17 protein-coding genes are annotated in these 22,928 nt (G+C 42.9%); 8 read left to right on the top strand and 9 right to left on the bottom strand.

Annotated features, from left to right (window positions below):
* Positions 1-81 precede the first annotated feature (81 nt).
* Together H6H03_RS13860 and H6H03_RS13855 are read right to left on the bottom strand one after the other, a co-directional pair.
* Positions 82-1,536 carry a GTP-binding protein gene (locus H6H03_RS13860; protein WP_190955670.1) on the bottom strand — a complete coding sequence of 485 codons (1,455 nt, stop codon included), beginning with the start codon at positions 1,534-1,536 and terminating at the stop codon, positions 82-84.
* Positions 1,537-1,819: 283 nt separating this feature from the next.
* A complete protein-coding gene (locus tag H6H03_RS13855; RefSeq protein ID WP_190955669.1) occupies positions 1,820-3,133 on the bottom strand; it encodes a TldD/PmbA family protein in 1,314 nt (437 codons plus the stop codon).
* A gap of 204 nt (positions 3,134-3,337) precedes the next feature.
* On the opposite strand from H6H03_RS13855, the gene H6H03_RS13850 reads away from it, so the two are divergent.
* On the top strand, positions 3,338-3,508 hold the full coding sequence (locus H6H03_RS13850) for a hypothetical protein (RefSeq protein ID WP_199338936.1): 171 nt from the start codon (positions 3,338-3,340) through the stop codon (positions 3,506-3,508).
* Here H6H03_RS13850 and H6H03_RS13845 read toward each other — a convergent pair.
* From H6H03_RS13845 to H6H03_RS13825, 5 genes are all read right to left on the bottom strand, one after another.
* Positions 3,498-4,358 carry a Tab2/Atab2 family RNA-binding protein gene (locus tag H6H03_RS13845; RefSeq protein WP_190955668.1) on the bottom strand — a complete coding sequence of 287 codons (861 nt, stop codon included), beginning with the start codon at positions 4,356-4,358 and terminating at the stop codon, positions 3,498-3,500. The genes H6H03_RS13850 and H6H03_RS13845 overlap by 11 nt on opposite strands.
* Positions 4,359-4,525: 167 nt before the next feature.
* A complete protein-coding gene (locus H6H03_RS13840) occupies positions 4,526-6,583 on the bottom strand; it encodes a serine/threonine-protein kinase (RefSeq protein ID WP_190955667.1) in 2,058 nt (685 codons plus the stop codon).
* A 524-nt stretch (positions 6,584-7,107) separates the two neighbouring features.
* Positions 7,108-8,208: a serine/threonine-protein kinase gene (locus H6H03_RS13835; protein ID WP_190955666.1), complete on the bottom strand. Its 1,101-nt coding sequence runs from the start codon at positions 8,206-8,208 to the stop codon at positions 7,108-7,110.
* Between the two features lie 328 nt (positions 8,209-8,536).
* Positions 8,537-10,771, bottom strand: coding sequence for a glycoside hydrolase (locus tag H6H03_RS13830; RefSeq protein WP_190955729.1), 2,235 nt, complete (start codon positions 10,769-10,771; stop codon positions 8,537-8,539).
* Between the two features lie 143 nt (positions 10,772-10,914).
* Positions 10,915-11,145 carry a NifU family protein gene (locus H6H03_RS13825; RefSeq protein ID WP_190955665.1) on the bottom strand — a complete coding sequence of 77 codons (231 nt, stop codon included), beginning with the start codon at positions 11,143-11,145 and terminating at the stop codon, positions 10,915-10,917.
* 299 nt (positions 11,146-11,444) lie between these two features.
* On the opposite strand from H6H03_RS13825, the gene H6H03_RS13820 reads away from it, so the two are divergent.
* Positions 11,445-11,600, top strand: coding sequence for a hypothetical protein (locus H6H03_RS13820; RefSeq protein ID WP_190955664.1), 156 nt, complete (start codon positions 11,445-11,447; stop codon positions 11,598-11,600).
* A gap of 17 nt (positions 11,601-11,617) precedes the next feature.
* Here the strand turns inward: H6H03_RS13820 and H6H03_RS13815 are convergent, their stop codons facing one another.
* Both H6H03_RS13815 and H6H03_RS13810 read right to left on the bottom strand, forming a co-directional pair.
* Positions 11,618-13,387, bottom strand: a complete 1,770-nt coding sequence (locus H6H03_RS13815) for an ATP-binding protein (RefSeq protein WP_190955663.1) — start codon at positions 13,385-13,387, stop codon at positions 11,618-11,620.
* Between the two features lie 173 nt (positions 13,388-13,560).
* Complete coding sequence (locus H6H03_RS13810) at positions 13,561-13,797, bottom strand: hypothetical protein (RefSeq protein ID WP_190955662.1); 237 nt, start codon at positions 13,795-13,797, stop codon at positions 13,561-13,563.
* 362 nt (positions 13,798-14,159) lie between these two features.
* On the opposite strand from H6H03_RS13810, the gene H6H03_RS13805 reads away from it, so the two are divergent.
* From H6H03_RS13805 to H6H03_RS13780, 6 genes are all read left to right on the top strand, one after another.
* Positions 14,160-14,348, top strand: a complete 189-nt coding sequence (locus tag H6H03_RS13805) for a hypothetical protein (RefSeq protein ID WP_190955661.1) — start codon at positions 14,160-14,162, stop codon at positions 14,346-14,348.
* A 68-nt stretch (positions 14,349-14,416) separates the two neighbouring features.
* Positions 14,417-16,228, top strand: coding sequence for a translation elongation factor 4 (gene lepA / locus H6H03_RS13800; RefSeq protein WP_190955660.1), 1,812 nt, complete (start codon positions 14,417-14,419; stop codon positions 16,226-16,228).
* Positions 16,229-16,474: 246 nt separating this feature from the next.
* The gene (locus tag H6H03_RS13795) at positions 16,475-19,138 is read left to right on the top strand and encodes a PAS domain S-box protein (protein ID WP_190955659.1); all 2,664 of its coding nucleotides are present in this window, start codon (positions 16,475-16,477) and stop codon (positions 19,136-19,138) included.
* A 334-nt stretch (positions 19,139-19,472) separates the two neighbouring features.
* Positions 19,473-20,660: a glycosyltransferase family 4 protein gene (locus H6H03_RS13790; RefSeq protein ID WP_190955658.1), complete on the top strand. Its 1,188-nt coding sequence runs from the start codon at positions 19,473-19,475 to the stop codon at positions 20,658-20,660.
* 92 nt (positions 20,661-20,752) lie between these two features.
* Positions 20,753-20,890: a hypothetical protein gene (locus tag H6H03_RS13785; RefSeq protein ID WP_190955657.1), complete on the top strand. Its 138-nt coding sequence runs from the start codon at positions 20,753-20,755 to the stop codon at positions 20,888-20,890.
* A gap of 155 nt (positions 20,891-21,045) precedes the next feature.
* Complete coding sequence (locus tag H6H03_RS13780) at positions 21,046-22,899, top strand: alpha-amylase family glycosyl hydrolase (protein WP_190955656.1); 1,854 nt, start codon at positions 21,046-21,048, stop codon at positions 22,897-22,899.
* Positions 22,900-22,928: the final 29 nt, after the last annotated feature.

The raw sequence follows: 22,928 nt of genomic DNA, 5'->3' as shown, positions 1-22,928 counted from the left end.
ACAAAAACAAATTGTCAGTAGGTATCTTGAATTGTTGGTGTGCGTTGCGCTTGGCGACAACGCACCCTACATTTATAGGCATCACTTTTTCAGTTTTACTTTGTGGAGCAATTCATCTTTAATGCGGTTGAGAATTGAAGTTTCATCAAGGTTTGTCAAAATCCGATTAATCACTGCTTTTGGTCCATCAGGCCCCCAAGTCGCGCCGTTGGCTAAATAAACTTTGGTAACTTGTCCAATACCGTAAGAAGAAACACCAGCAACTCCGGCTTGGGTCAGGGCTACGGATATATAAGGAGCAAAAGCAATACCAGCAGTAGCGGTTGCAGAGATACCAAGTAAAGTTTTTAATCCACTTAAACCTAAGTTTGCTAAGAGTTCGCTAGCTCCAATACCGCCCATACTCAGGGCAATTTTTTGTAGCAATTGTACGGCTCCTGCTTCGGTCATCGAGAAGCCATAGAGTTTAGATAAACCTAAAATTAGAGCAATATCAATTACGACACTACTAAGAATATCTACCACAGTTACGGGATTAAGAGCGATCGCCACTGCCTTAGCCATCACTGCTTTCCAAATCAACTGATTAGCATTTTCCTCACGAATCATCAATTTTCGCTCTATCAATTGCTCATTTACAATGTCAGCATAAAGCATAGTATTGAGAGCAACTAAGGCTTTGCCTTCGCGGTGCAAAATCTCCAAAATTTTCAGCTTCAGTTCTTCGACTTGGGCATTACCTGGACGCAACTGTAGGCCTCTAGTACCATCAGGGCGAAAAACCGCCGTCTTTACCAATGGCGATGCAGCGGCCATGACAATTTCTAAAGGTGTGAGTAATTCCCGTACCCTTTCATCGCGGATTTTGTGATAAATTGCCATGCGATCGGCTTCTGGATATTGGTCTACTTTGTTAAACACCAGAATTATCGGTTTACCAGCTTCCCGCAATTGAGAAAGGGCAGCATGTTCTATCTTCGTCATATCACCAGATATGACAAACAAAATCAAATCCGCTTGTTTAGCAATCTGTTCAGCCAGTGCAGCGCGGGTTGCACCATCTACTTCATCTAACCCTGGAGTATCAATTAATTCCACCTGCGATTGACCAACACCAGGGAGGGTGACTCGCAAAGCACGTTCAGTTTCCCCAACTGCTTCTTCGCTAATACTCCAATTGACTCTTTGTGCAGCACGGGTAACACCATGCAGCGGCCCGGTTTCAAATACTGTTTGTCCAACCAAAGCATTGAGTAGCGAAGACTTACCACGTCCCACCATCCCAAAAGCCGCAATCTGCACCACCATCCGGTCTAACTTGCCCAGCATGGTTTCCAAATCAGTAATCTGGGCCTCCAGTCCCGCTTTTTCTTGAGAACTGAGGTCAAGATTAGTCACCAAATTTCGTAGTGCCGTTTGTGCTTGTTTATAGTTCAGTTCCGTTTGAATATCTTCAAAACTGAAAATGGCACTATCTAGTTCTTCCTCCCAACTTGGTGAGTTGCTGTGATGAGGTTCGGGTAATGTGGAAGTCATAATTTAGATTCTCGGTTAACCTCGCTATTCGATCCTAGTTATTTTTAACAAGGAATGGGGAGTGGGGAGATGCTTTCAAGAGCTTGATGAGTTTTTGCCAATGTCCTTTCTAACTTCGTGATTCATTGGCTAGTACAACAGACCATACGATGGCAATTCCACATCCTGCTAAGGGTATATTCCGCCATCGGACTACGAACTTATTGCCAATCGTCGTTGCGTCCGGTGCTAAATCTACACCCGTCAGTTCGCTTCTAGTTCCATCCTATTCCCCATTCCTCATTTAATTACTTCTCCCCGTCGTGGATAGCCCTTCGACTATAAGAGATGGAGTATAACAAGAACCATTCCAATCAGCATCGTTGCCGAGTGTAACTAATTGCTTGAGAGCTGCGTAGACATTACCTGCAACCATCGTATCCTTAACGCGTCCAATTACATGACCATTTTGGACGCGGTAGCCTAAATCAACATTGATCGAAAAATCTCCAGAAATACTGCCGCCATTACCCAGCATTTGATCCACAATTAAGCCATCATCCAGCTGTTCAATCAACTCTTGTAGCGATAACGATCCTGGCTGGATGAGAAAATTAAATAAACCAGGGGTAGGATAACTGCCTAAACTAGGGCGAAAACCGTTTCCAGTAGTGTGAGTACTTAGTTGGCGACCGGTGGTGCGATCGCCATAGAAATGCTCTAAAGTTCCGTTTTGGACGAATACTAAAAATTGAGTCGGACTCCCTTCATCATCAAAAGGGCAACTGTAAGGGCCGGCTTGGGGATCTTGATAGAGGGTGAGGCTTGGTGCCATGACTAGGCTCCCTAAGCGTTCTGCCCAAGGGGAAGCTGCTTCTAAAACTCGTTTGCCATTTAAAGCTGCTTGCACAGTACCCCAAAGCATATCGGCGGCTTTAGAAGTAAACAAAACTGGGACGCGGCCATTGGGAGACGGAACATTTTCTCTTGCCCAAATTAACCGCTGTAAAATTTGGTTAGCTAATTTGTCTGGGTGGAGTTCGCCGCGCTGGGTTTGACCATCAGAAACACTCAAAAAATCATCGCCGCGCACCCATTCTGCCGATATGTAGCAACTGAGGGTAGTGTCAGTGTAGTGGCAATCTAAACCTTTAGTATTGACTAGCCTAGTGGTTTCAACATCACATTCCCAATCGCCATTGCAGACAACATCAGGATAGGCATCGCGGATGAGTGCGATCGCTTCCTTGCCCCAATCTACCAAAACCTCTATCGGCACACTTTCCCCTAAATTTGGGTAAGATGGCTGAAAATTAGAGCCTAATTCCACTGCTTCCGGCTGATTTAGTTGACTTAAAGCCAAAGCTTTTTCCACCATCACTGGGGCTGGGACAGAACCGTAAGCCACCGTCAGCCCTGGACGCCCATTTCGCCAAAGCCGCAGCGCTGTACCTTCAGATTGGCTGGTTTCTAGCTGCTTGAGTCGGTTTGCCTCAAAAAAAACTGGACGAGAAAGCGAATGCGACTGATACACCTCAGCGGCTTCTGCTCCAGATTTTATGGCTAGTTCCAGCAGTTCTTCTGCTAGTGTATCTTTTGACAAATTTTCAGAACCCATGACCCTTAGTGAATTGTGGATTTTGAACCGCATATCAACGCCAACAGACGCAGATAATTATCCAAAAAAATCATCAGCGCGTCTTTGCAATTGCAATTTTCAACCACAGATCGACGCTGATAGACGCAGATAATTATCCCAAATCATTGCCATGTCTCAACGTTTCTTGGGCGATCGCAATTTTCGATCGTTGGGCATTGGGTATTGGGCATTGGGCATGGGGCATTGAGAAGTGTGGGAGGTGTGGGAGGATGGGGAAGAAATCTTTCTCCCCACACTCCCCACACTTCCCTATCTCCCCATCCCCCCATCTCCCCATCTCCCCATGCCCCATGCCCTATGCCCTATGCCCCATTCGCTATTTTCAGAGATTAACCTCTTGCAACAGCCAAAAACCAGCAAATGATTCGGCTTGGGGGTTGGATTGTACGCCTAGAAAATGCACTCCATTAGCTTTTTGCTTGGCTTCTTCAAAACCTTTGGCTTCTGCTAGAGGTTGAGATTTTTTGATATTTGCCAAAATCCAGCTTTCAGTAACACCAGTTTCTAAAAGCAATCTTGTCTCTTGGTTGGTGTCAACTTTCAAAAAAGCCAACTCTAAACCAGACATCCAGCCCGCTAAAGGCAATGCTCTAGGTGAGAAAATCAAAACACCAGGAATACGAGTTTCAGGTGATACTTTTGCCAACTCTAGCGGGAAAGCTTCACCAAAGGCAATTTCCCACTCTGGCATCTCTGCCAAATCCTCAGCTGTTAAGCTCACAAATACCCACTGCTGTCCTTCCAAAGCATCTGGTAAACGTTGCGGCAAAGGTTTCTCCAACCGGACTGAGGGATTAGTACCCTCTTGATATCCTGCTTCTTGAGGATAGACTTCCTGCATCCGCTGTTCTAACCATTGGTTGAGAATTAAAGTACGGCGGCTGGGTTGGGCGGGAATTCCCAAGTCTTGGCAAGCTTTCGTAATCATATTGTTCATTTGGCGGCGGAAAAAGCGAATTTTAAGTGGTGCTTTTCCAGCTTGGTTAATAGCCTCTTGCAATGCAGTTCGCAACCAGCCCGAATTTACTTGGGTACTGGGGCAATATTGAGCATAGCGAAACAAAGAATCTGCTTTTGTGTTGGTATCCAACGGACTTTCACAGACTAAGACTTCCCAAACTTTTTTTTGATTGGTGTCTAAAATCGGACGAGAGTAAAAATCGATTTCCCAAATACTGCCCATTTTTTACGGTAAAAATCTGGTTGTTATATTTTTCTGACATCTCGATCATACGAGTGTTAGGGCAGCATTGGGCATTGGAAATTGGGCATTGGGCAAGCAGGGAGTGTGGAAGATGAGGAAAAATCTTTTCCCTCTCTTCCCACACTTCGCCATCTCCCTAGTCCCCTTCACTCAACCAACCGCCAAATTTTAATAGTATTGTCATCGCTGCTGCTGACAAGGGTCTTGCTATCAGGACTGAAGGTAACAGATGTTATGGTGTTAGTGTGGGCTGCCAATGTGAGAATTTCTTCTCCTGTAGCAATATTCCAGAGTTTAATGGTGCGATCGCGGCTACCACTAGCAAGAATTTGACCATCAGGACTGAAAGCTACAGTTGTGACTGTGTTGTCGTGTCCCGCCAAGGTGCGAATTTCTCTGCCGGTGGCTATGTTCCAGAGTTTGATAGTGCGATCGCGGCTACCACTGGCTAAAGTTTTACCATCTGGGCTAATAGCGACGTTTGTTATTGTTTGAGAATTTCCCGCTAGTGTACGGATGGAGTATCCTTTTGCCAAATTCCAGATTTTGATGGTTTTGTCAAAGCTGCCACTGGCAAGAATTACGCCATCGGGGCTGATGGCTACTGACCGCACCCAAAATGTATGCCCTGTCAGTGTCTTAATTTGCTCTCCGGTTGCTAAATCCCAGATTTTGATGGTGTTATCATCACTACCACTAATTAAGGTCTGGCTATCGGGGCTGATGGCTAGGGTATGAACTGAGTCAGAATGCCCTGTAAGAGTCCGAATTTGTCGTCCTGTTACCAGATTCCAGATTTTGATGCTGCTGTCATCATTACCACTTACCAGAGTTTTGCCATCTGGGCTAATAATCACGACATTCACATGTCCAGAATAGGTGTTGAGTGAAGAGATTTGCGTTCCTGTTGCTATATTCCAAAGTTGAATTTTGCGGAGGCGTAGCCCCTCGTAGCCATCGTCGCCACTGCTGGCGATGGTTTTGCCATCGGGGCTGATGGCGATGGATAAAACTGAGTTTTCGTGTCCTTGGAGGGTTTTAAATAAGGAAACTTTGCTTAAGTTAATTTTTAGGGCTTGACCCAAAATAGGGTTATTTTTGCTCGGACTATTATGAATTAGCCTAGAAGACAAAGTAGTTTGAATGCGGCGAAAATGTTTATACCAAGATTCGCTAAATCCAAACAACATAATAAAAGCACTTCCCAAGACTAGAATTCTCAGTAAGCCATAACTTTTTGGTAAATTTGATGCTTTAGTTACCGGGATTGTAGCAGTTGATTTTCCAGCTGGTGGCAATGCTAGTGGTTGTTTTGGCATCAAGTCTCTGAGAACTTCATCGGCTGACTGATAACGTAGTTGAATGTCTTTTTTCAAAAGCTTGTCAATTACCCAATCCAATTCAGCATTTAATGGAGTGCGTAAATATTGTCGCCAATTACTCACCCAGGCATAGCCGCATTCCATCCACAGTTGAAAGGGAGAAGTTCCTGTCAGCAGGTGAAAGCAGGTAGCACCTAAACCGAACAAGTCACTTGCCGCGAAAGCTTTACCATCTCTGATTTGTTCTAGGGGAGAATAGCCGTGGGAACCAATGGATGTACCAGATTTATTTTGAACTCTGGCTGTGAATTGCTTCGAGGAACCAAAATCAATCAAGCTTAACCGTCCATCGCTTTTATGCCGGATAATATTTTCTGGCTTGATGTCTCGATGAATGACATTGCGATCGTGGATAAACTTGAGTACAGGCAGTAAATCCAGCAAAATCGCTTGAATTTCCCTAGCAGTATGCGGCTTCTTGCGCTGTTGCAACTCCTTTAATAAATTGTCCCCATTGATAAACTGCTGCACTAAGTACAAACAGCCCTCTTGCTCAAAGTAAGCCAACAAAGTCGGAATTTGCGGATGTTCTCCAAGTTCTTGTAGTCGCTGCGCTTCTTGGGCAAACAACTCCATCGCTTTTTTTTGCGACCAAGTTCCTTGGAATTTTGGAGCTAATTGCTTGATGACGCAGCGTTCATTGAGTTTATCTATGTCTTCTGATAGATAAGTTCTGCCAAATCCCCCTTCATCTGAAAGGACTCGGATAACACGGAAGCGATTTCTCAAAAGCGACACCAGCGGGGTGCCGCAACTTTGGCAAAACTTCTTTCCATTGGGATTCAGGGGGTTTGGGCAATCGGGATTTAAGCAGCAGATCATGATCTGACAGGCGCGACTGCATGACAACTTAAGCTAAGTTTGCCCCGTATTTACCCTTAAAATAATTGACTCTCGCTTACTGTGGTAGAAAAACCCTGTTATGGGGATTGGGGAATTACTTAATATATATGGTTAGCCTTTGTAAATAGCATATTTGGTCATTAGTCATTAGTCATTAGCCATTAACCAATGCCCCATGCCCAATGCAAATTTATGCTATTTTCTAGGGCACTAGTTTAGTCAGTCTTCCTCATTTGTGGAAAACTACGAGAGCCATAGAATTAATTATTCTTTCGATTATATAATAATCTGAAAAAAAATTTTTGGAACTCCTAGCTTTAGTACTTTTTCTTGTATATTTGCAATCAATAAATGACTAAGTATTAAAGCCTGAGCCAGATTAATTAATTATCACTGACTCTCGAATCTAGTCAAAATGCTTACTAAATTTGTTTTTGATATTTTCTATTTTCCCCGATTAATTATTCATTTGATACTTTGTCAACTCAAGTGTGTGACCTTGTTTATTTTAGCCTTGCTCTCCATTTGCGAATGGCAGTGGCAGTTCTCACTACAGGAGGCACGTATACATCAGAATTTTCCTGTTGTGTAATTTGCGGATGCTTAATTTGGCAATCAGTAATTTCCCAATCTGGAATTTCGTGATGTATAAGATTTTTCTTTTTCAACTTTTGGTTAGTTAGGCAGTTCGCCAAGTTAGGTAAAAAGTTTTCCTTACCTAAAGCTTTTATTACTTCATCCGCAGTTTTAAAGCGATCGCGTAAAGAAAATTTCAACATTTTTTCTAAAACTTGGGCAAAATCATCGCTGATATTTACCTCTTTTTGCCAAGAAATTTCACCAGTAATCGGATCTCGGTCGAATTCTAAAGGACTTTTGCCAGTCAACATATAAATACAAGTAACACCGACTGCATAAATATCACTGGCATAAACTGGACGTAAAGAAAACTGTTCTGGTGGTGCAAATCCCATAGTCCCGACAAAATTAGTGTTTGCAGATAAATTGGCTGAGTTTTCACAACTATCAATTAATTGTTCTTTGACTGCACCAAAATCTATCAGTACTACCCGTTTATCATGTTCACGCCGCAATAAATTTTGTGGTTTAATATCTCGATGAATTACGCCATTTTGATGAAGATACTGTAATACTGGCAACAATTCTTGTAAAAATTGTTTAACTGAGGCTTCACTTTTAGGCCCAGTTCGGCGCACTTCCCGTGCCAAAGTCAAGCCGGGTATGTATTCTTGAACTAAATAAAATTCCTTATTGACTTGGAAATAGTCTAATAACATGGGAATTTGAGAATGGCTACCGAGTAAAGCCAAAGTTTGTGCTTCTTTTTCAAAGCGTGTAGATGCCTTTTGCCAGCTTTGAGAACTAGTCACTTTTGGCGATAGCTGTTTAATTACGCATAGAGGATTTCCCGGCAATAGGGCATTTTTGGCTAAAAATGTGATGCCAAAACCACCTCTACCCAAAACTTGGAGTATTTTATAGCGATCGCGAAGTAACTGCTTACAACCAGACACCTGGCTTAACTCAACCTGTTGTGAAATACTATCGTAAGAATCCGTAATTTTTTGAGAAAAGCGATTCATTAGTGGAGAATATCTGCTCTGAAGTGTTTTTAATTCTACGACGAATCTTCTATGGCAACAGTAACATTACTGATTCTTTGTCAAATCATTACTACTCTATAAGCAAAAATTTAAAAAGCAAAATTCAAACAGTTACATAGATTTTCAAAACGTGATAAATCGCTATAAATCCCTGTCTCTATGAAAAATTGACTTTTACAAAGAGTTTTGACCTTAACTGAACCGTATTGGGCTATGTAACCCTACTTAGTTATAAAAAACAAGATCCCCGACTTCTTACTAGAAGTCGGGGATCTAAGACTTGCAATTTGCACAAATCAAAAAAGTTCTAAGGTACCTCAATGGGAATCAAAGCATTTTCTGGGAAGTAGTTACAAAAACGCCCTTCATCGGCAAGCACCAAAATTAGGCGTAGGGGATAATCTGGCGGAACTTGCAAATCTGCCCAGGGTACTGCCAACTCTAAACAACTATTTAAAGCTGCTTGGGCACGACTAGTGCGGGGATGCCATTGATAATTGTCTCCAGCTTCCCGAAAATAAATCGATTGCGTCAGCAAATTTATTTCCAGCAGATGGTGAAAATGATAATTCGCTGGGGCTGTATCTGGGACATCTGCCAAGGGAACTGGGCTGTTGACCATTGTTTTGTCTGGATAGTACCACAGCAAATTCAACTCTGTCGGCAAATCTCGCCCTGGCACAACACCACTTTTAAAGTCCACTCGCAAATAGAAATTGAGGTGATCCACCCCATACCAAAGTCGCTGGACGAGGCTGGTGTTGTGCATTGTTCCCCGCGCCCCGCCAATTTCTATGCGTCCGGCTTTGTCCCAATCTTGTTCATCACCTTTGCCATCAATGACTGGATGAATAAAACCTTGTGGGCGGTGGTCTGCTTGTGCTTGGTGAACCTCTACTGGTTGTTTGAGATAAGGTGGTGCAGGTTCATTTAAGGCTTTGTAAATACCAAGCAGATGTTCTCGAAACAACTGGTCAAAGACGGCATCTTGATTTGAAGAGTGTCCTGCACCAAACCACCAGAACCAATCGGAACCTTCGGCAGCATACAAGGCTTCCCAAGCTTCTGGGTTATTTTCTTCTGTTGCTTCTGGATGACTCGCCAACATATTCCTGGCTTGTGTGAGGTAATCCCAAGCACGATTTTTAGCAGGATCGCCGATCCAGGTGGTGAAACTGCCATCGACCCAAGAACCGCTATGTAGTTGTCCTCCAGGGATGGTGGCTGTGGGTGGAAATTGTTCGAGAAATTCCGAGACAGTGACGAGTTTGAGGTGGGGTTCGTTGCTGAAAGATTGATACAAAGCTTCTAGGAAGGGTTTGCCGTCTTGGGGGTAATATTCCCAACAATTCTCGCCATCCAAAGCGATGGTAACTAGCCAAGGTTGTTGACTTTGGCTGTCTCTTTGCATTTTCGCGATCGCTTGCAAATGTCCCACTAAGTCTGCTGCTGCCTGTTTTGCTGGCATGGCGCTGTAGGTAAAGCCAATCAAATCTGATAATCTGTGGTCGCGAAATACAATTGACAAGTCACCTGTTGCGGTTTGTAGGCGATACGGTCGGTACAGAAGTTCTGGTTGCTCTACATTCCCTGCCCCATCCCGGTGGAAAAAGTGTTTCAGCGTCCATCCCAAAACTGCTTCATCTGAGCATATCCACTTAAATCCTTGGTCAATAATATAAGGAAGTATCTCTGGGCTGACTGACTGTTCCGAAGGCCACAAACCGCGGGGTTTCTGCCCAAAGCGGTCTTTATAAAAGTTCCAAGCTTTCTGTAAGTGACGCGGGATATCTTCTGCCCACTGAAAACGCTGTTTTGGTAGTGTCATATTTGGCACAGCTACCCTACCAGAGTTAGTATCAGCCAGCAAAGGTAAAATCGGGTGAGTGTAGGGCGTAGTTGTAATTTCTAACTGTCCCGCCTCCTGCATTTTCCGATGTTGGGGGATAATGCGACTGAGGATTTCTCGCTGTTTGGAATAAATGCGCTGGCGATCGCTTAAAGTAAAATTCCGACCCTGCTTTAACCAAGTAGCAATTTGCGGGTCATCCCAAAACAGCGGATCGATCCAAGCCAAATTGTGCCAAGCAAGTAAATCACCATAATCTGACAATTGCCAATTTGCCAAACACCAACTTGCCCCTTTTTCCTGCCTTTGGTGATACAACTCGGCATACCGAGGATGAGGATCGATTAGGGTATGGTGGTTAGCATCAAAAAAGTGTTGAATAATGAATTCCCGCTGTTGCTGGCTGAGTTGTTCATCCGGTGTCAGACTAGCTGTGAGGTAAGGGTCAAAAGCAGTGCCAGCAATATAATCTTCTAGTTGTAATATCAGCGATGGTACTAAATTCACCGTTTGGTGTAACTTAGGATACCGTTCTAGGATTAATATCAAATCCAAATAATCTTTAGTGCCATGCAAACGTACCCAAGGTAAGCGGTACTGCTGGCTAGGAGATAGCGAAACGCCGCTGCCAGGAGATTTGTACAGCGGCTGATGTTGATGCCAGATAAAAGCGACGTAGAGGGGATGGGACATAAGGAGTGATTGGGGATTGGGGATTGGGGATTGGGAACTAGGTATTAATGATAAATTATGAATGAATAAATTCATTCTTCTCCATTCAGTACCAATCGTTAATTATTCCTAATACCCAGTCCCTAGCCCCCAGTCCCCAGTTCCTAAATAACTTGTTCAACTTCTGCAATTTCGGGAATCATTTCCCGCAGGCGGCGCTCAATACCCATTCTCAAAGTCATTGTAGAACTTGGGCAAGAACCACAAGCGCCTTGCAACCGCAGTCTGACAATAGGGCCATCGAGTTCTACAAGTTCCACATTACCGCCATCAGATATGAGATAAGGGCGCATTTCATCTAAGACTGTTTCAACGTTGTCAGTTGTTAGTTCCATAGTTTTAGACCTACTCAGTTAGGGATGGGTATAGGGGATGAGGCATGGGGCATGGGGGAGCCACTGCGGTCTTGGGGTCTCCCCAAGTGGAGCAAGTGGCGTCATGGGGCATTATAAGCGCCCACTGCGAAGTGAGGAGTTAGGAGTTAGTATATTCCTCTGTCCCTCTGCTCATGGGTTTCCCACTCCATGTACGCTAAGAATCGCCACTCATTACCCATTATCCAAAATTTTATTTTCCAGTTTGTTAAATCGATCCTAAATCTAATTGCGCCTAGATTGTTAGTTGTCAATTTTTAATGACTGGAGACTGGGGACTGGGAAGTGGGAGGAGAAAGAGAATTTATGCTTCTGGCTTCTCCCACACCTCTCAATGCCCAATGACGGCAGTTGCTTCAAGTCGGGCATTGCCCGCCCAACGCACTGGCTCCCCAATGCCCAATGCCCATTCCTAACTTAACACTTCTTAGCACTAGACATTTTTTATAGAGCTATTATCACTAGATGAAACTATCACTGGTTGTTGATATAGTGGCACAGTGAATGTAACTGTGGAACCGAGTCCTTCGCCGAGACTGTAGAAATGTACTTCACCACCCATTGCTTCCACTAGCTTCTGGGAAATTGCTAGTCCTAAACCGGTGCCGCCGTATTGGCGAGTACGGGAACCATCCACCTGGGAGAATAATTGAAAGAGTTTATCTTGCTTGTCCAAGGAAACACCGATACCAGTGTCGGCTACGCGCACTCTCACCATCCCTGGAAATTGCTGTCCTTGAAATTGCGGCTTTGACTTTTTGAGTACTAAATCGGCACTGACTGTGATACCGCCTTCGTGAGTAAATTTGATGGCATTGTTCACCAAATTCAGCATTACCTGTAGCAGCCGTTGGTAGTTACTTTGGACGATGATTTCATCGGAGGTAGCTGGCATTTGCATCTGGAAGCTGAGGTTTTTCATCTCTGCTTGCGGACGCATGAAATTTTCTACATCAGTAAACAGTTCACCTAGCTTGACTGGAGCGTAAGCTAGTTCCATTTTGCCAGCTTCAATTTTAGCGATGTCTAAAATATCATTAATAATATTTAATAGATGTATTGATAAGTGGTGAGCTTCTTGTAAAAACTGGTTTTGTTCTTCTGGGTCGTCTGCCATGCCTTCCAAAATCAGCTTTAAAAAGCCAATCATCCCGTTGAGGGGGGTACGAATTTCGTGGGATACATTGGCAAGAAATTCGCTTTTGAGGCGGGAAGCTTCTTCAGCTTTTTGACGTGCTTCTTCTAATTCTTTATATAAAGTAGCATGAGCGATCGCTGTTCCTAATTGATCCGCTGCTTCTTTAGCTAATTCTAGTTCCGATTCTGTTAACGTGTAGCATTCATCTTGCCAACTCAAAATAACCAATCCATTGGCTTGGTCTTGATAGCAAGTGGCAACTACCAAAGTTTTATGCTGCCTGGAATCATTGTATCCAGACACATTCATCACAACGGGTTCTAAGGTTGTTAATGCCTGAGTAAAGGCTGGTTCAGAAGCTATATCTATTTCTGAGCCAATCATTGAGCGAAGTTCTGGCTGGTGATACTCAGCCTTAACTTCTATTTTTGTACTACAAGGTTGATAAGGACAAATAATGCACCGCTCTAACCGCAGTGCTTTTCCCAAACTATCAACTGTTTGCTGCCAAATAATGTCTAAATCCAATGTCCGCCGAATATTTCTCGTAATCCGATTTACCAGTTTTTGGTGTTGCTGCGAACGTAAAGCCGACTCTATTTGCGCCGGCGTTTTTGCTCCCACACCCACTTGTTTTTTGTTAAGCGTGGCTTGCAATAACCGTCCCATCACTAACACTGTAGTGGCAGCCGTTCCTAAACTTGGCATAATCGGACTGATTATTAAGTCCAACTCAAATAATTCCTGATGATGACTAAACCAGCACTGAAACCTTTCTGGCACCAAACTTGTCAAAATTCGGTGTAATCGTTCCAAATAGGCAACCTTATCCACAGGAGCAAAGATTTGAGCCTGGTTGAGTTCATCAACTATTTTTTCGGTCTTTAACCCCAGGAGTTCGCCGTGCTGCCAACAAAAGGTCAGATAGCGCCCTGCCCCATCTTGCGTATACACTAACTCGGCACCGAGAGTTGGCAATGAGCCATCAGTCTTACTGGTACTGGTAATAGATTCCAGATTTTGAGAAAAAATATTCGGCAATTGGGATTTGGCAGTAATAGTCATTAATTGAGTTGGATAGACAAAGGGTATCCGACCGGGATTTTACCAAAGCTGTTCAAATTTTGGCATAAATTTTTACAGCTTTTACATTTTTGATTGGGTATTTCTTGGTGTTTTGAAATTCAAGTTGGCAAACTTTACTTTTGTTAAGTAAGATTGACAGCTAATTGATGATGTCAATCGTTCCATTCACCGCGAGGAGGAACGGGAGTACGCACGGGGGTGCGAGTCAGTTCATCATCTCTTAGTATTTCGCCCCTTAACCACTGGCGAATTGCCACCTCAATCACTTTACTAGGATCGTTAGTGAGATGTTGAATTTGTTCTAGTAATTCTGAATCTAAGCGGACGGCAATTTCTACCTTATCGGCTCGTGTGTTATCCGCGTCGGTAGGTTTGTGTTGCATATTCATAGGTTTATATACTCTGAATTGGTTTTGTTTAAAGCTTTGTAAAGTAGTTATATTCATAATTTGGGCCGATCCACTTAAGAATCTTCGAGGGTATAGTTACATAGTTCCCCGAAACAGCACCAAAATAACAGCTTTAAATTTTAGGTCGCATTTTTCATATAACTGACTAGACAAGAGCTTTCTAGAAGTTTTGCCGATGAATCAGTGACTCCGGACAATTACGGGTGGCAATTGCCCACGATCCCTACATGTACTTATTTACATTTATTGTACGCTTCCAGCTGATGAATACTAGCACCGACAAATAGACTTTCATAATATTCTTAAATGTCCACCTATTTATCTGCAAAGTTAAAGATGGGGTGAAGAGGGGACTGGGGAGATGGGGGAGTGTGGGAGGTGTGGGAGGTGTGGGAGATGGGGGAGTGTGGGAGGTGTGGGAGGTGTGGGAGGTGTGGGAGGATGGAAAGAAATCTTTCCCCTTTCTCTCCCCACACTTTTTGATTTCCCACACTTTCCAGTCTCCACAAAAGCAGGAGCGTCTTGGCTAAGAAAGCATTAAAATACATTAAGTAAATTGGTCTTTTAACTTTGGTTGCTGCTAAGGCAAAGATAGTATATGACTGACGTTCCCGCAGTTCGCATTCGCAATTTCTGTATTATTGCTCACATTGACCACGGGAAATCAACCCTCGCCGATCGCTTGCTACAAGCTACTGGCACTGTTGAAGACCGACAGATGAAGGAACAGTTTCTCGACAATATGGATTTGGAACGGGAGCGCGGCATTACCATTAAGCTGCAAGCTGCCCGGATGAATTACACAGCTAAAGATGGTCAGCAATATGTTCTGAACTTAATTGATACTCCAGGGCATGTGGATTTCTCTTATGAGGTCTCCCGTTCTCTTGTTGCTTGTGAAGGCGCATTATTGGTAGTAGATGCGTCCCAAGGTGTCGAGGCGCAAACTTTGGCAAATGTATATTTGGCATTAGAAAATAATCTGGAAATTATCCCGGTTCTGAATAAAATCGATTTACCAGGGGCAGAACCAGAAAGGGTAATTGGCGAAATTGAAGAAATTATCGGTCTAGATTGTAGTGGCGCGATTCTCGCTTCTGCTAAAGAAGGAATTGGTATTGATGAGATTTTAGAAGCAGTTGTCGATCGCATACCACCACCGCCCAATACGATAAATGAACGCTTACGGGCGTTAATTTTTGATAGTTATTACGACAGCTATCGGGGAGTAATTGTCTATTTCCGGGTGATGGATGGCACATTGAAAAAAGGCGATCGCATCCATTTAATGGCATCCGGGAAAGAATTTGACATTGACGAGTTGGGCGTCCTTTCTCCGACTCAAAAGCAAGTTGATGAACTCCACGCTGGAGAAGTAGGCTATTTGGCAGCGGCGATTAAAGCTGTAGCTGATGCACGGGTAGGAGACACAATTACCCTAAGTAAAGCAAAAGCAGAGACACCCTTACCAGGCTACGCAGAAGCCAACCCGATGGTTTTTTGCGGCATGTTCCCCATTGATGCTGACCAATTTGAAGACTTGCGGGAAGCCTTAGAAAAGCTAGAACTCAATGACGCAGCACTGCATTACGAACCAGAAACTTCTAGTGCGATGGGGTTTGGTTTTCGTTGCGGCTTCTTGGGCTTGCTACACATGGAAATTGTCCAAGAACGTCTAGAGCGAGAGTATAACCTAGATTTAATTATTACAGCGCCCTCGGTGGTTTATAAAGTCATAACCGTCAAAGGAGAGGAACTGTACATCGATAATCCCAGCCGTTTACCTTCTCCCAACGAACGCGAAAAAATTGAGGAACCCTACGTTCAGGTAGAAATGATTACACCAGAAACCTACGTTGGTACGTTGATGGAGTTATCACAAAACAGACGTGGCATTTTTAAAGATATGAAATATCTTACCCAAGGGCGAACTACACTTACGTATGAGTTACCCTTGGCGGAAGTTGTCACGGACTTTTTTGATCAGATGAAATCGCGATCGCGCGGTTATGCCAGTATGGAATATCACCTAATTGGTTACCGCGAAAATCCGCTGGTGAAGTTAGACATTATGATCAACGGCGATCCTGTGGATTCTTTGGCGATGATTGTCCATCGAGATAAAGCTTACAACGTTGGGCGATCGATGGCAGAAAAACTCAAAGAACTGATTCCCCGCCATCAATTTAAAGTGCCAATTCAAGCTTCTATTGGAAGTAAAGTAATTGCCAGCGAACACATTCCTGCTTTGCGGAAAGATGTGTTAGCAAAATGCTACGGTGGTGATATTAGCCGTAAGAAAAAACTTTTACAGAAGCAGGCAAAAGGTAAAAAGCGAATGAAATCTGTAGGTACGGTAGATGTACCTCAAGAAGCCTTTATGGCAGTACTGCGCCTCGATCAAGGCTAATTCAATTGTGCTTAATCTTCAAAGATGATTGGCTGCTTGCGGCTACATCTAAACAGCCAACAGCAAGCTAAAGTTTAGGTTTTTTGGCTTGTTGTTGGCATTTATTTTTAGAACTTAGAGTTTTTAGAAGATACCCACCATCACCCTGAGACTGACTTACTGTTAGCTGGGCGCTTATTAAAAGTGCTTTTAATGCAGGATTTCTAACATTGCCAATTATACTTTATTGTAGAAATTCAAAACATTATGAGTCACAAGCAGGCGGAAGAAAAAGTCTCTGAGGCAGAGCAAAAGTACCGCACCCTAGTAGAACAAATTCCGGGCGTTGTTTACATTTCACCGCTCAATACTACTGCCAAAGTTGCTTATATAAGTCCGCAACTGCAAGAATTATTAGGCGTAGCTCCCAAAGATTGGAATCCTGCTTTCTTCAATAGTTGGCTAGATTATACTCATCCAGACGATCGCCATCGCCTTTGGCAAGCTGTAAATACTACAATCTCCACCGGAGAACCCTTGAGCATTGAGTATCGAATGATTAGGCACGATGGTAGAATAATTTGGGTACGAAATCAAGCCAATCTCATTCTCTGTGTTGATGGGCAAACTCAACTACTTCAGGGTTTAGTGTTTGATATTAGCGAACGCAAACAAATAGAAGCAGCGCTACAGCAAAGCGAAGCTCGTTATCGTGCTATTCTCGAAGACCAAACCGAACTGATTGCTAGAGGCTTACCTGATGGTACTGTTACCTTCGTTAACGAAGCTTTCTGTCGATTTTTTGGAATCAAGCGAGAAGAAATTATCGGGCAGCACTACGAACCGGTTGTATTTCAAGAAGATAAAGAATATGTGTTTAATTTAGTCAATTCCATTAGCTTAGAAAATCCCGTTGTCACTTTTGAAAATCGGGTTATGGCTTGCCAAGAAGTGCGTTGGGCGCAGTGGAATGTTAGAGGTATATTTGATAATCAAAATAATCTTGTAGAACTGCAATCAGTAGGACGAGATATTACCGATCGCAAATCCGCAGAACAGGCTTTAAGTAAAAATGAGCAAAAATTCCGTGCTATCTTCAATCAAACTATTCAGTTTATGGGATTGCTTCAGACCAATGGAATTGTCTTAGAAGCCAATCAAACAGCACTGGATTTTGCTGGAATTACACGAGAAGAAGTCGTCGGTAAATTATTTTGGGAAGCAAAATGGTGGACAATTTCTCCAGATACACAAACACACTTAAAAAGTGCGATCGCCACCGCTGCTAATGGTGAATTTATTCGCTATGAAGTTGATATTTTGGGTCGAGACGATCGAGTTATAACTATTGATTTTTCGCTACGTCCCATAGTTGATGAAACAGGGCGCGTTACAGTGATAATTTCAGAAGGACGAGATATTAGTGAATGGCAAGCTGCCCTGCGCGAACGCTACAAAGCTGAAGAGGCATTGCGCTCAAGTCAGGACTTTCTCGAAAAGGTTGCTAATACTGTACCGCATATTTTATATTTATTTGACTTGTTACAAGGAACAAGCATTTATCTTAATCAGCAAAGTTTGAAAATTTTAGGCTATTCTCCAGAAGAATTTTGTCAAGCAGATCCGCAATGGTTCGTCAATTGTTTTCATCCAGATGACCAACATCTATGCTATGACATACCAAGTCGCTTCGTTAACTTGAAAGACAATGAAGTTCTCTCCACCGAATACCGATTTCGGCACAAAAATGGCGAGTGGCGTTGGCTGAATACACGAGAAGTTGTATTTGCCAGAGATGGTAACGGTACTCCAACGCAGATTCTTGGTTCGGTAGAAGATATTAGCACTCGCAAGCAAGCCGAAGAAGTCCTGCGACAACAAGCAACAGGAGAGAGGCTAATTACTGAAGTAACTCAACAAATTCGGCGATCGCTAAATTTAGAAGATGTTTTAAATACAACTGTAAATAGTATTCGAGAATGTTTGCGTTCAGATTGTGTAGCTATTTACCAGTTAGCAGCTGACGACAGTGGTTATTTTGCAGCGGCATCTCTGGCTGATGGCTATCCTCAGCAATTAAGACATAAAATTTTGCCATTTTGCATTAGAGAAAATTTTAGCCATTATTACCAGGGATTACCCACAATTTTAAATGAGATTCAGCAATCTGATTTTTCAGCTGAAGTTTTTGAGTTATTGCAACTTTATCAGGTGAAGGCTGCAATGGTGGTGCCGATTTTGAATGGGCAGCATTTGTGGGGTTTGCTGATTACTTATCAGTCTGCCACATCTCGTAACTGGCAGCCATTTGAAGTTAATTTGTTGCAGCAATTAGCTTCTCAAGTTGCGATCGCTATTCATCAATCAGTACTTTACCAGCAGCTACAAGCCGCCAACGAAGAATTACAAAGATTAGCTACCTTAGATGGCTTGACTCAAATAGCCAATCGCCGCCGATTTGATGAATATCTCGAAACTGAATGGCATCGACTCAAACGCGAGAAAGTACCCTTGTCGTTAATTTTGTTTGATGTTGATTTTTTTAAACCCTACAACGACACCTATGGTCATTTAGCAGGAGATAATTGTTTACAAAAAGTTGCCAGTGCGGTCTTAAGTATTGTTAAGCGCCCAGCGGATTTAGTAGCCCGTTATGGTGGAGAAGAATTTGCTGTGATTTTGCCGAATACAGAGATTAAAGGCGCAATTCATGTAGCCCAAGCAATTCGACAAGCAGTACGCAACTTAGCGATTCCCCATACTCAATCTAGCGTGTGTAACCATGTAACCGTCAGTCTCGGCGTTGTCAGCACTGTGCCAAATAGCGAAATGTCGCCCCAAGAGTTGATTAATGCAGCCGACAAAGCACTTTATATAGCCAAACAAGAGGGACGCGATCGGGTTCGTGCTGTTTGCTGTTCACATCTTTAGTGGGCATGGGGCATGGGGGAGCCACTGCGGTCTTGGGGTCTCCCCAAGTGGAGCAAGTGGCGTCATGGGGCATGGGGGAGATAAGCTTGAACGCTGAACCTCTGAGCTTGAAACTTCCAGTTTTAACTCTCCTTCATCATTTCCATTCCCAATGCCCAATGCCCAATGCCCAATGCCCCATACCCCATACTTGCTATCCTTTGATAAGCTTTAACAAAATAACTGTTAAAAAATCTAAAAATATGAGTAAATGCACTCAATAAGATTGGCAGACTTGTATTTTTAGATAAATCTAGTTTTTTAGATATTTGTAAAGTCTCAGGGAATCTAGCAGATGAAGATATTGGTACTCAGTTGGGAGTTTCCACCCAGGATAGTTGGAGGAATTGCACGTCATGTAGCTGAGTTGTACCCGGAACTAGTCAAATTAGGGCATGAAGTTCATTTGATTACAGTGGAGTTCGGTCAGGCATCGATGTACGAGGTGGTGGAGGGAGTAAATATACATCGCGTACCGGTAGGACATAGCAATGACTTTTTCCACTGGGTGGTGAATCTCAACGAAAGTATGGGAGATCATGGCGGAAAGTTAATCTTGGAAGAAGGACCGTTTGATTTAATTCATGCCCATGATTGGTTAGTCGGAGATGCAGCGATCGCTCTCAAGCATACTTTTAAAATACCACTAATTGCCACAATTCACGCTACGGAATACGGTCGTTATAACGGTATCCATACCGATACGCAACGTTATATTAACGGAAAAGAAACATTACTGGCTTACAACGCTTGGCGGATTATTGTTTGTAGCGACTATATGCGACGGGAAGTAGAACGAGCGCTACACAGTCCTTTGGACAAAATCGATGTTATTTATAATGGTATCCGAGCGGAAAAAAAACGACACCACGAAGATTTCCACGCTCTGGATTTTCGCCGCCAATTTGCCAGCGACGATGAGAAAATCGTTTACTACCTCGGTCGCATGACCTATGAAAAGGGTGTACCTATATTACTAAATGCTGCACCCAAAATTCTTTGGGAAATGGGAGGTAAAGTGAAATTTGTCATCGTTGGTGGTGGAAATACTGACCATCTCAAACGCCAAGCCTGGGATTTGGGAATTTGGCAGCATTGCTATTTTACTGGTTTTCTCTCCGATGAATACTTAGATAAATTTCAAACTGTTGCTGATTGTGCCGTATTTCCCAGTCTTTACGAACCCTTTGGAATTGTGGCTTTAGAAAGCTTTGCTTCTCGTGTCCCCGTAGTTGTTTCTGATACAGGCGGTTTTCCTGAAGTAGTGCAGCATACCAAAACAGGTATTGTAACTTGGGTAAATAACGCCGATTCATTAGCCTGGGGAATTTTGGAAGTATTGAAAAATCCAGATTATCGGCAATGGCTGGTGGATAATGCTTATGAAGATTTAGAGCGACGCTTTAGCTGGCCGAAACTAGCCAAGCAAACCGAAGATGTATATGCGCGAGTTGTGCAAGAGCGATCGCAAATTCCCTGGTAAGGGGGATTGGGCATTGGGCACTTGTACTGAGCGTACCCCTACGGGGAAGCAAGCTACGCGTAGCGTCTCGTAGAGAAGCCGAAGTATTGGGCATGGGGTATGGGGCATTGGGCATGGGGCAACCAGGAAGTGTGGGAGGTCTGGGAATATGGGCAAGAAATCTTTCTCCCCACACTCCCATCCCCCCTGCGCCATCATCCGCTACTCCCCCAATTGAAAAGTTTTTTTGAATTTGCATAAATTCTTAATTCACCTTTGATAAATCTACAAAAGGCGCTACCCCGATTTCTGGAGTAGCGCAAGTTAATGCGATCGCGGATGAGATTTTGTCAATTTCGTAATCAATAAAAAACAGTAAAAAACCTAATTGTTCGAGGATGACTATATGAAACTGCTCCCTTTAGATAAACTAGGAGCTAGAGAAACCAATGGTATTGTTGATTTTGGATTATTTCTTCCTTGGGTTTCTCGAAGTGATGGGAATCGACTCAGGGTTAAAGTTATCCACGAAAAAGATCAATTTATACAAGACATTCAGCCTGTAGAATTTGAACTAAACCATTCTATCGATCCAGAGTATGGCGATTATTGGTCAACTCGCATAGATATCAATACTCAACCAAAACCTAGCCCCAAATCTGCATGGGGAGAACCAGGCAGATATGTTTATCGTTATTGTTTACAAAACCCCAATAAGGGAGAAATAGATTGGATTATTGACCCTTTTGCTAGAGAATTTGGTGTAGGTAAATTATCTGCTTTTACACTCGGCTATCAACCATACGAGTGGAGCGAGAACGAAAAAAATTGGAAAACTCCAAACTTAAAAGATATTGTTCTGTACGAATTGATGATTGATGAATTCGGCGTTAATATTGACGGAACAATTGAAAAACTCGGCTATTTGCAAGATTTGGGAGTTAACTGTTTGGAAATCATGCCACTTTCCAATGTGGCATTAACAGTAGATTGGGGTTTTTTACCACTCGGCTACTTTGGTGTAGATGAGAGATTTGGCAAAAGAAAAGATTTACAAAAGTTGATTGATGCTGCACATGAACACAACATTGCTGTCATTGTAGATGCCGTTTATGGTCATACTGGCGATCATTTTCCTTACTCTTATGTTTACAGAGAACTAGGATACCGTGACAATCCTTTTATGGGGACATTTGCCAAAGATTATTTTGGCGAAAGTACAGACTATAATCGCAAGTTTACCCAAGATTTTTTCTATACAGTCAACTATCATTGGCTAGAAGTTTATCATGTTGATGGTTTCCGATATGACTGTGTACCCAATTACTGGGACGGTTCTACAGGAGTTGGTTACGCTAACTTAGTTTATACTACTTACCAAACTGTTAAAGAAAAGAAAGAAGCTGGTGAATATTGGCAGAGATTCTTTAACAATAACACTATCAATTTGATTCAATGTGCTGAACAATTAGAAGGGCCTAAGGAGATTTTGGCACAAACTTATACTAACTCTACGTGGCAAAATGAAACTTTAGGTGCTGCTAAAAGTGTAGCTAATGGAAATCAAGCTGATTTAGCTAACCTTGGCTTTAAACTGGGTCTTGATGGCTATCCCACAGAGGTTACAAAAAATGGTGACAAAATCGCTAAGACGGGGCTTCAATATATAGAAAATCATGACCACTCCCGCTTTGTTTGTAACTTTGGTACTATTGCCCGTGATAATGATTTATTACAAGAAGGAAATCGTAGTCTGTGGTACAAAGTTCAGCCTTACCTGATTGGAATTTTAACAGCTAAAGGTATTCCTTTGTTGTGGCAAGGTCAAGAATTTGGTGAAAATTATTACCTTCCAGAGCAAGGTTTTGGCAGAGTAATGTTAGTTCGACCTGTACGATGGGATTATTTTTACGATTCCATCGGCAATAGCGTAGTTGCTTTAGTACGAAAACTGATTAAATTGCGTCTTCAGCAACCCCAGTTTACTGAAGGCGAACATTTCTTTTACAACAATTATGACCGCTATCATTCTAAAAATGTGCTGCTATTCTCTCGCAAACACGGTAACAAGTTTAGCCTAGTAGCGCTTAACTTTGGTAATAGCGATCAAAGTGTACCTTTCTGGTTCCCAATTGCTGGCGATTATCAAGAAGAACTGCACGGACAAAATAATTTAATCGGCGTTCCCAGTTATTCGGAATATTGGGTAAATATTCCCAGCAATTACGGAAGGATCTGGACAGTGACAACCAATACCTAATCCTAATTTATTTTTGTTTGCACTGAACA

Source organism: Nostoc paludosum FACHB-159 (assembly GCF_014698835.1).
Lineage (GTDB): Bacteria > Cyanobacteriota > Cyanobacteriia > Cyanobacteriales > Nostocaceae > Nostoc > Nostoc paludosum.
Note: the sequence above shows the minus strand (reverse complement) of the source record. Positions and strands in the feature narration are given on the sequence as shown.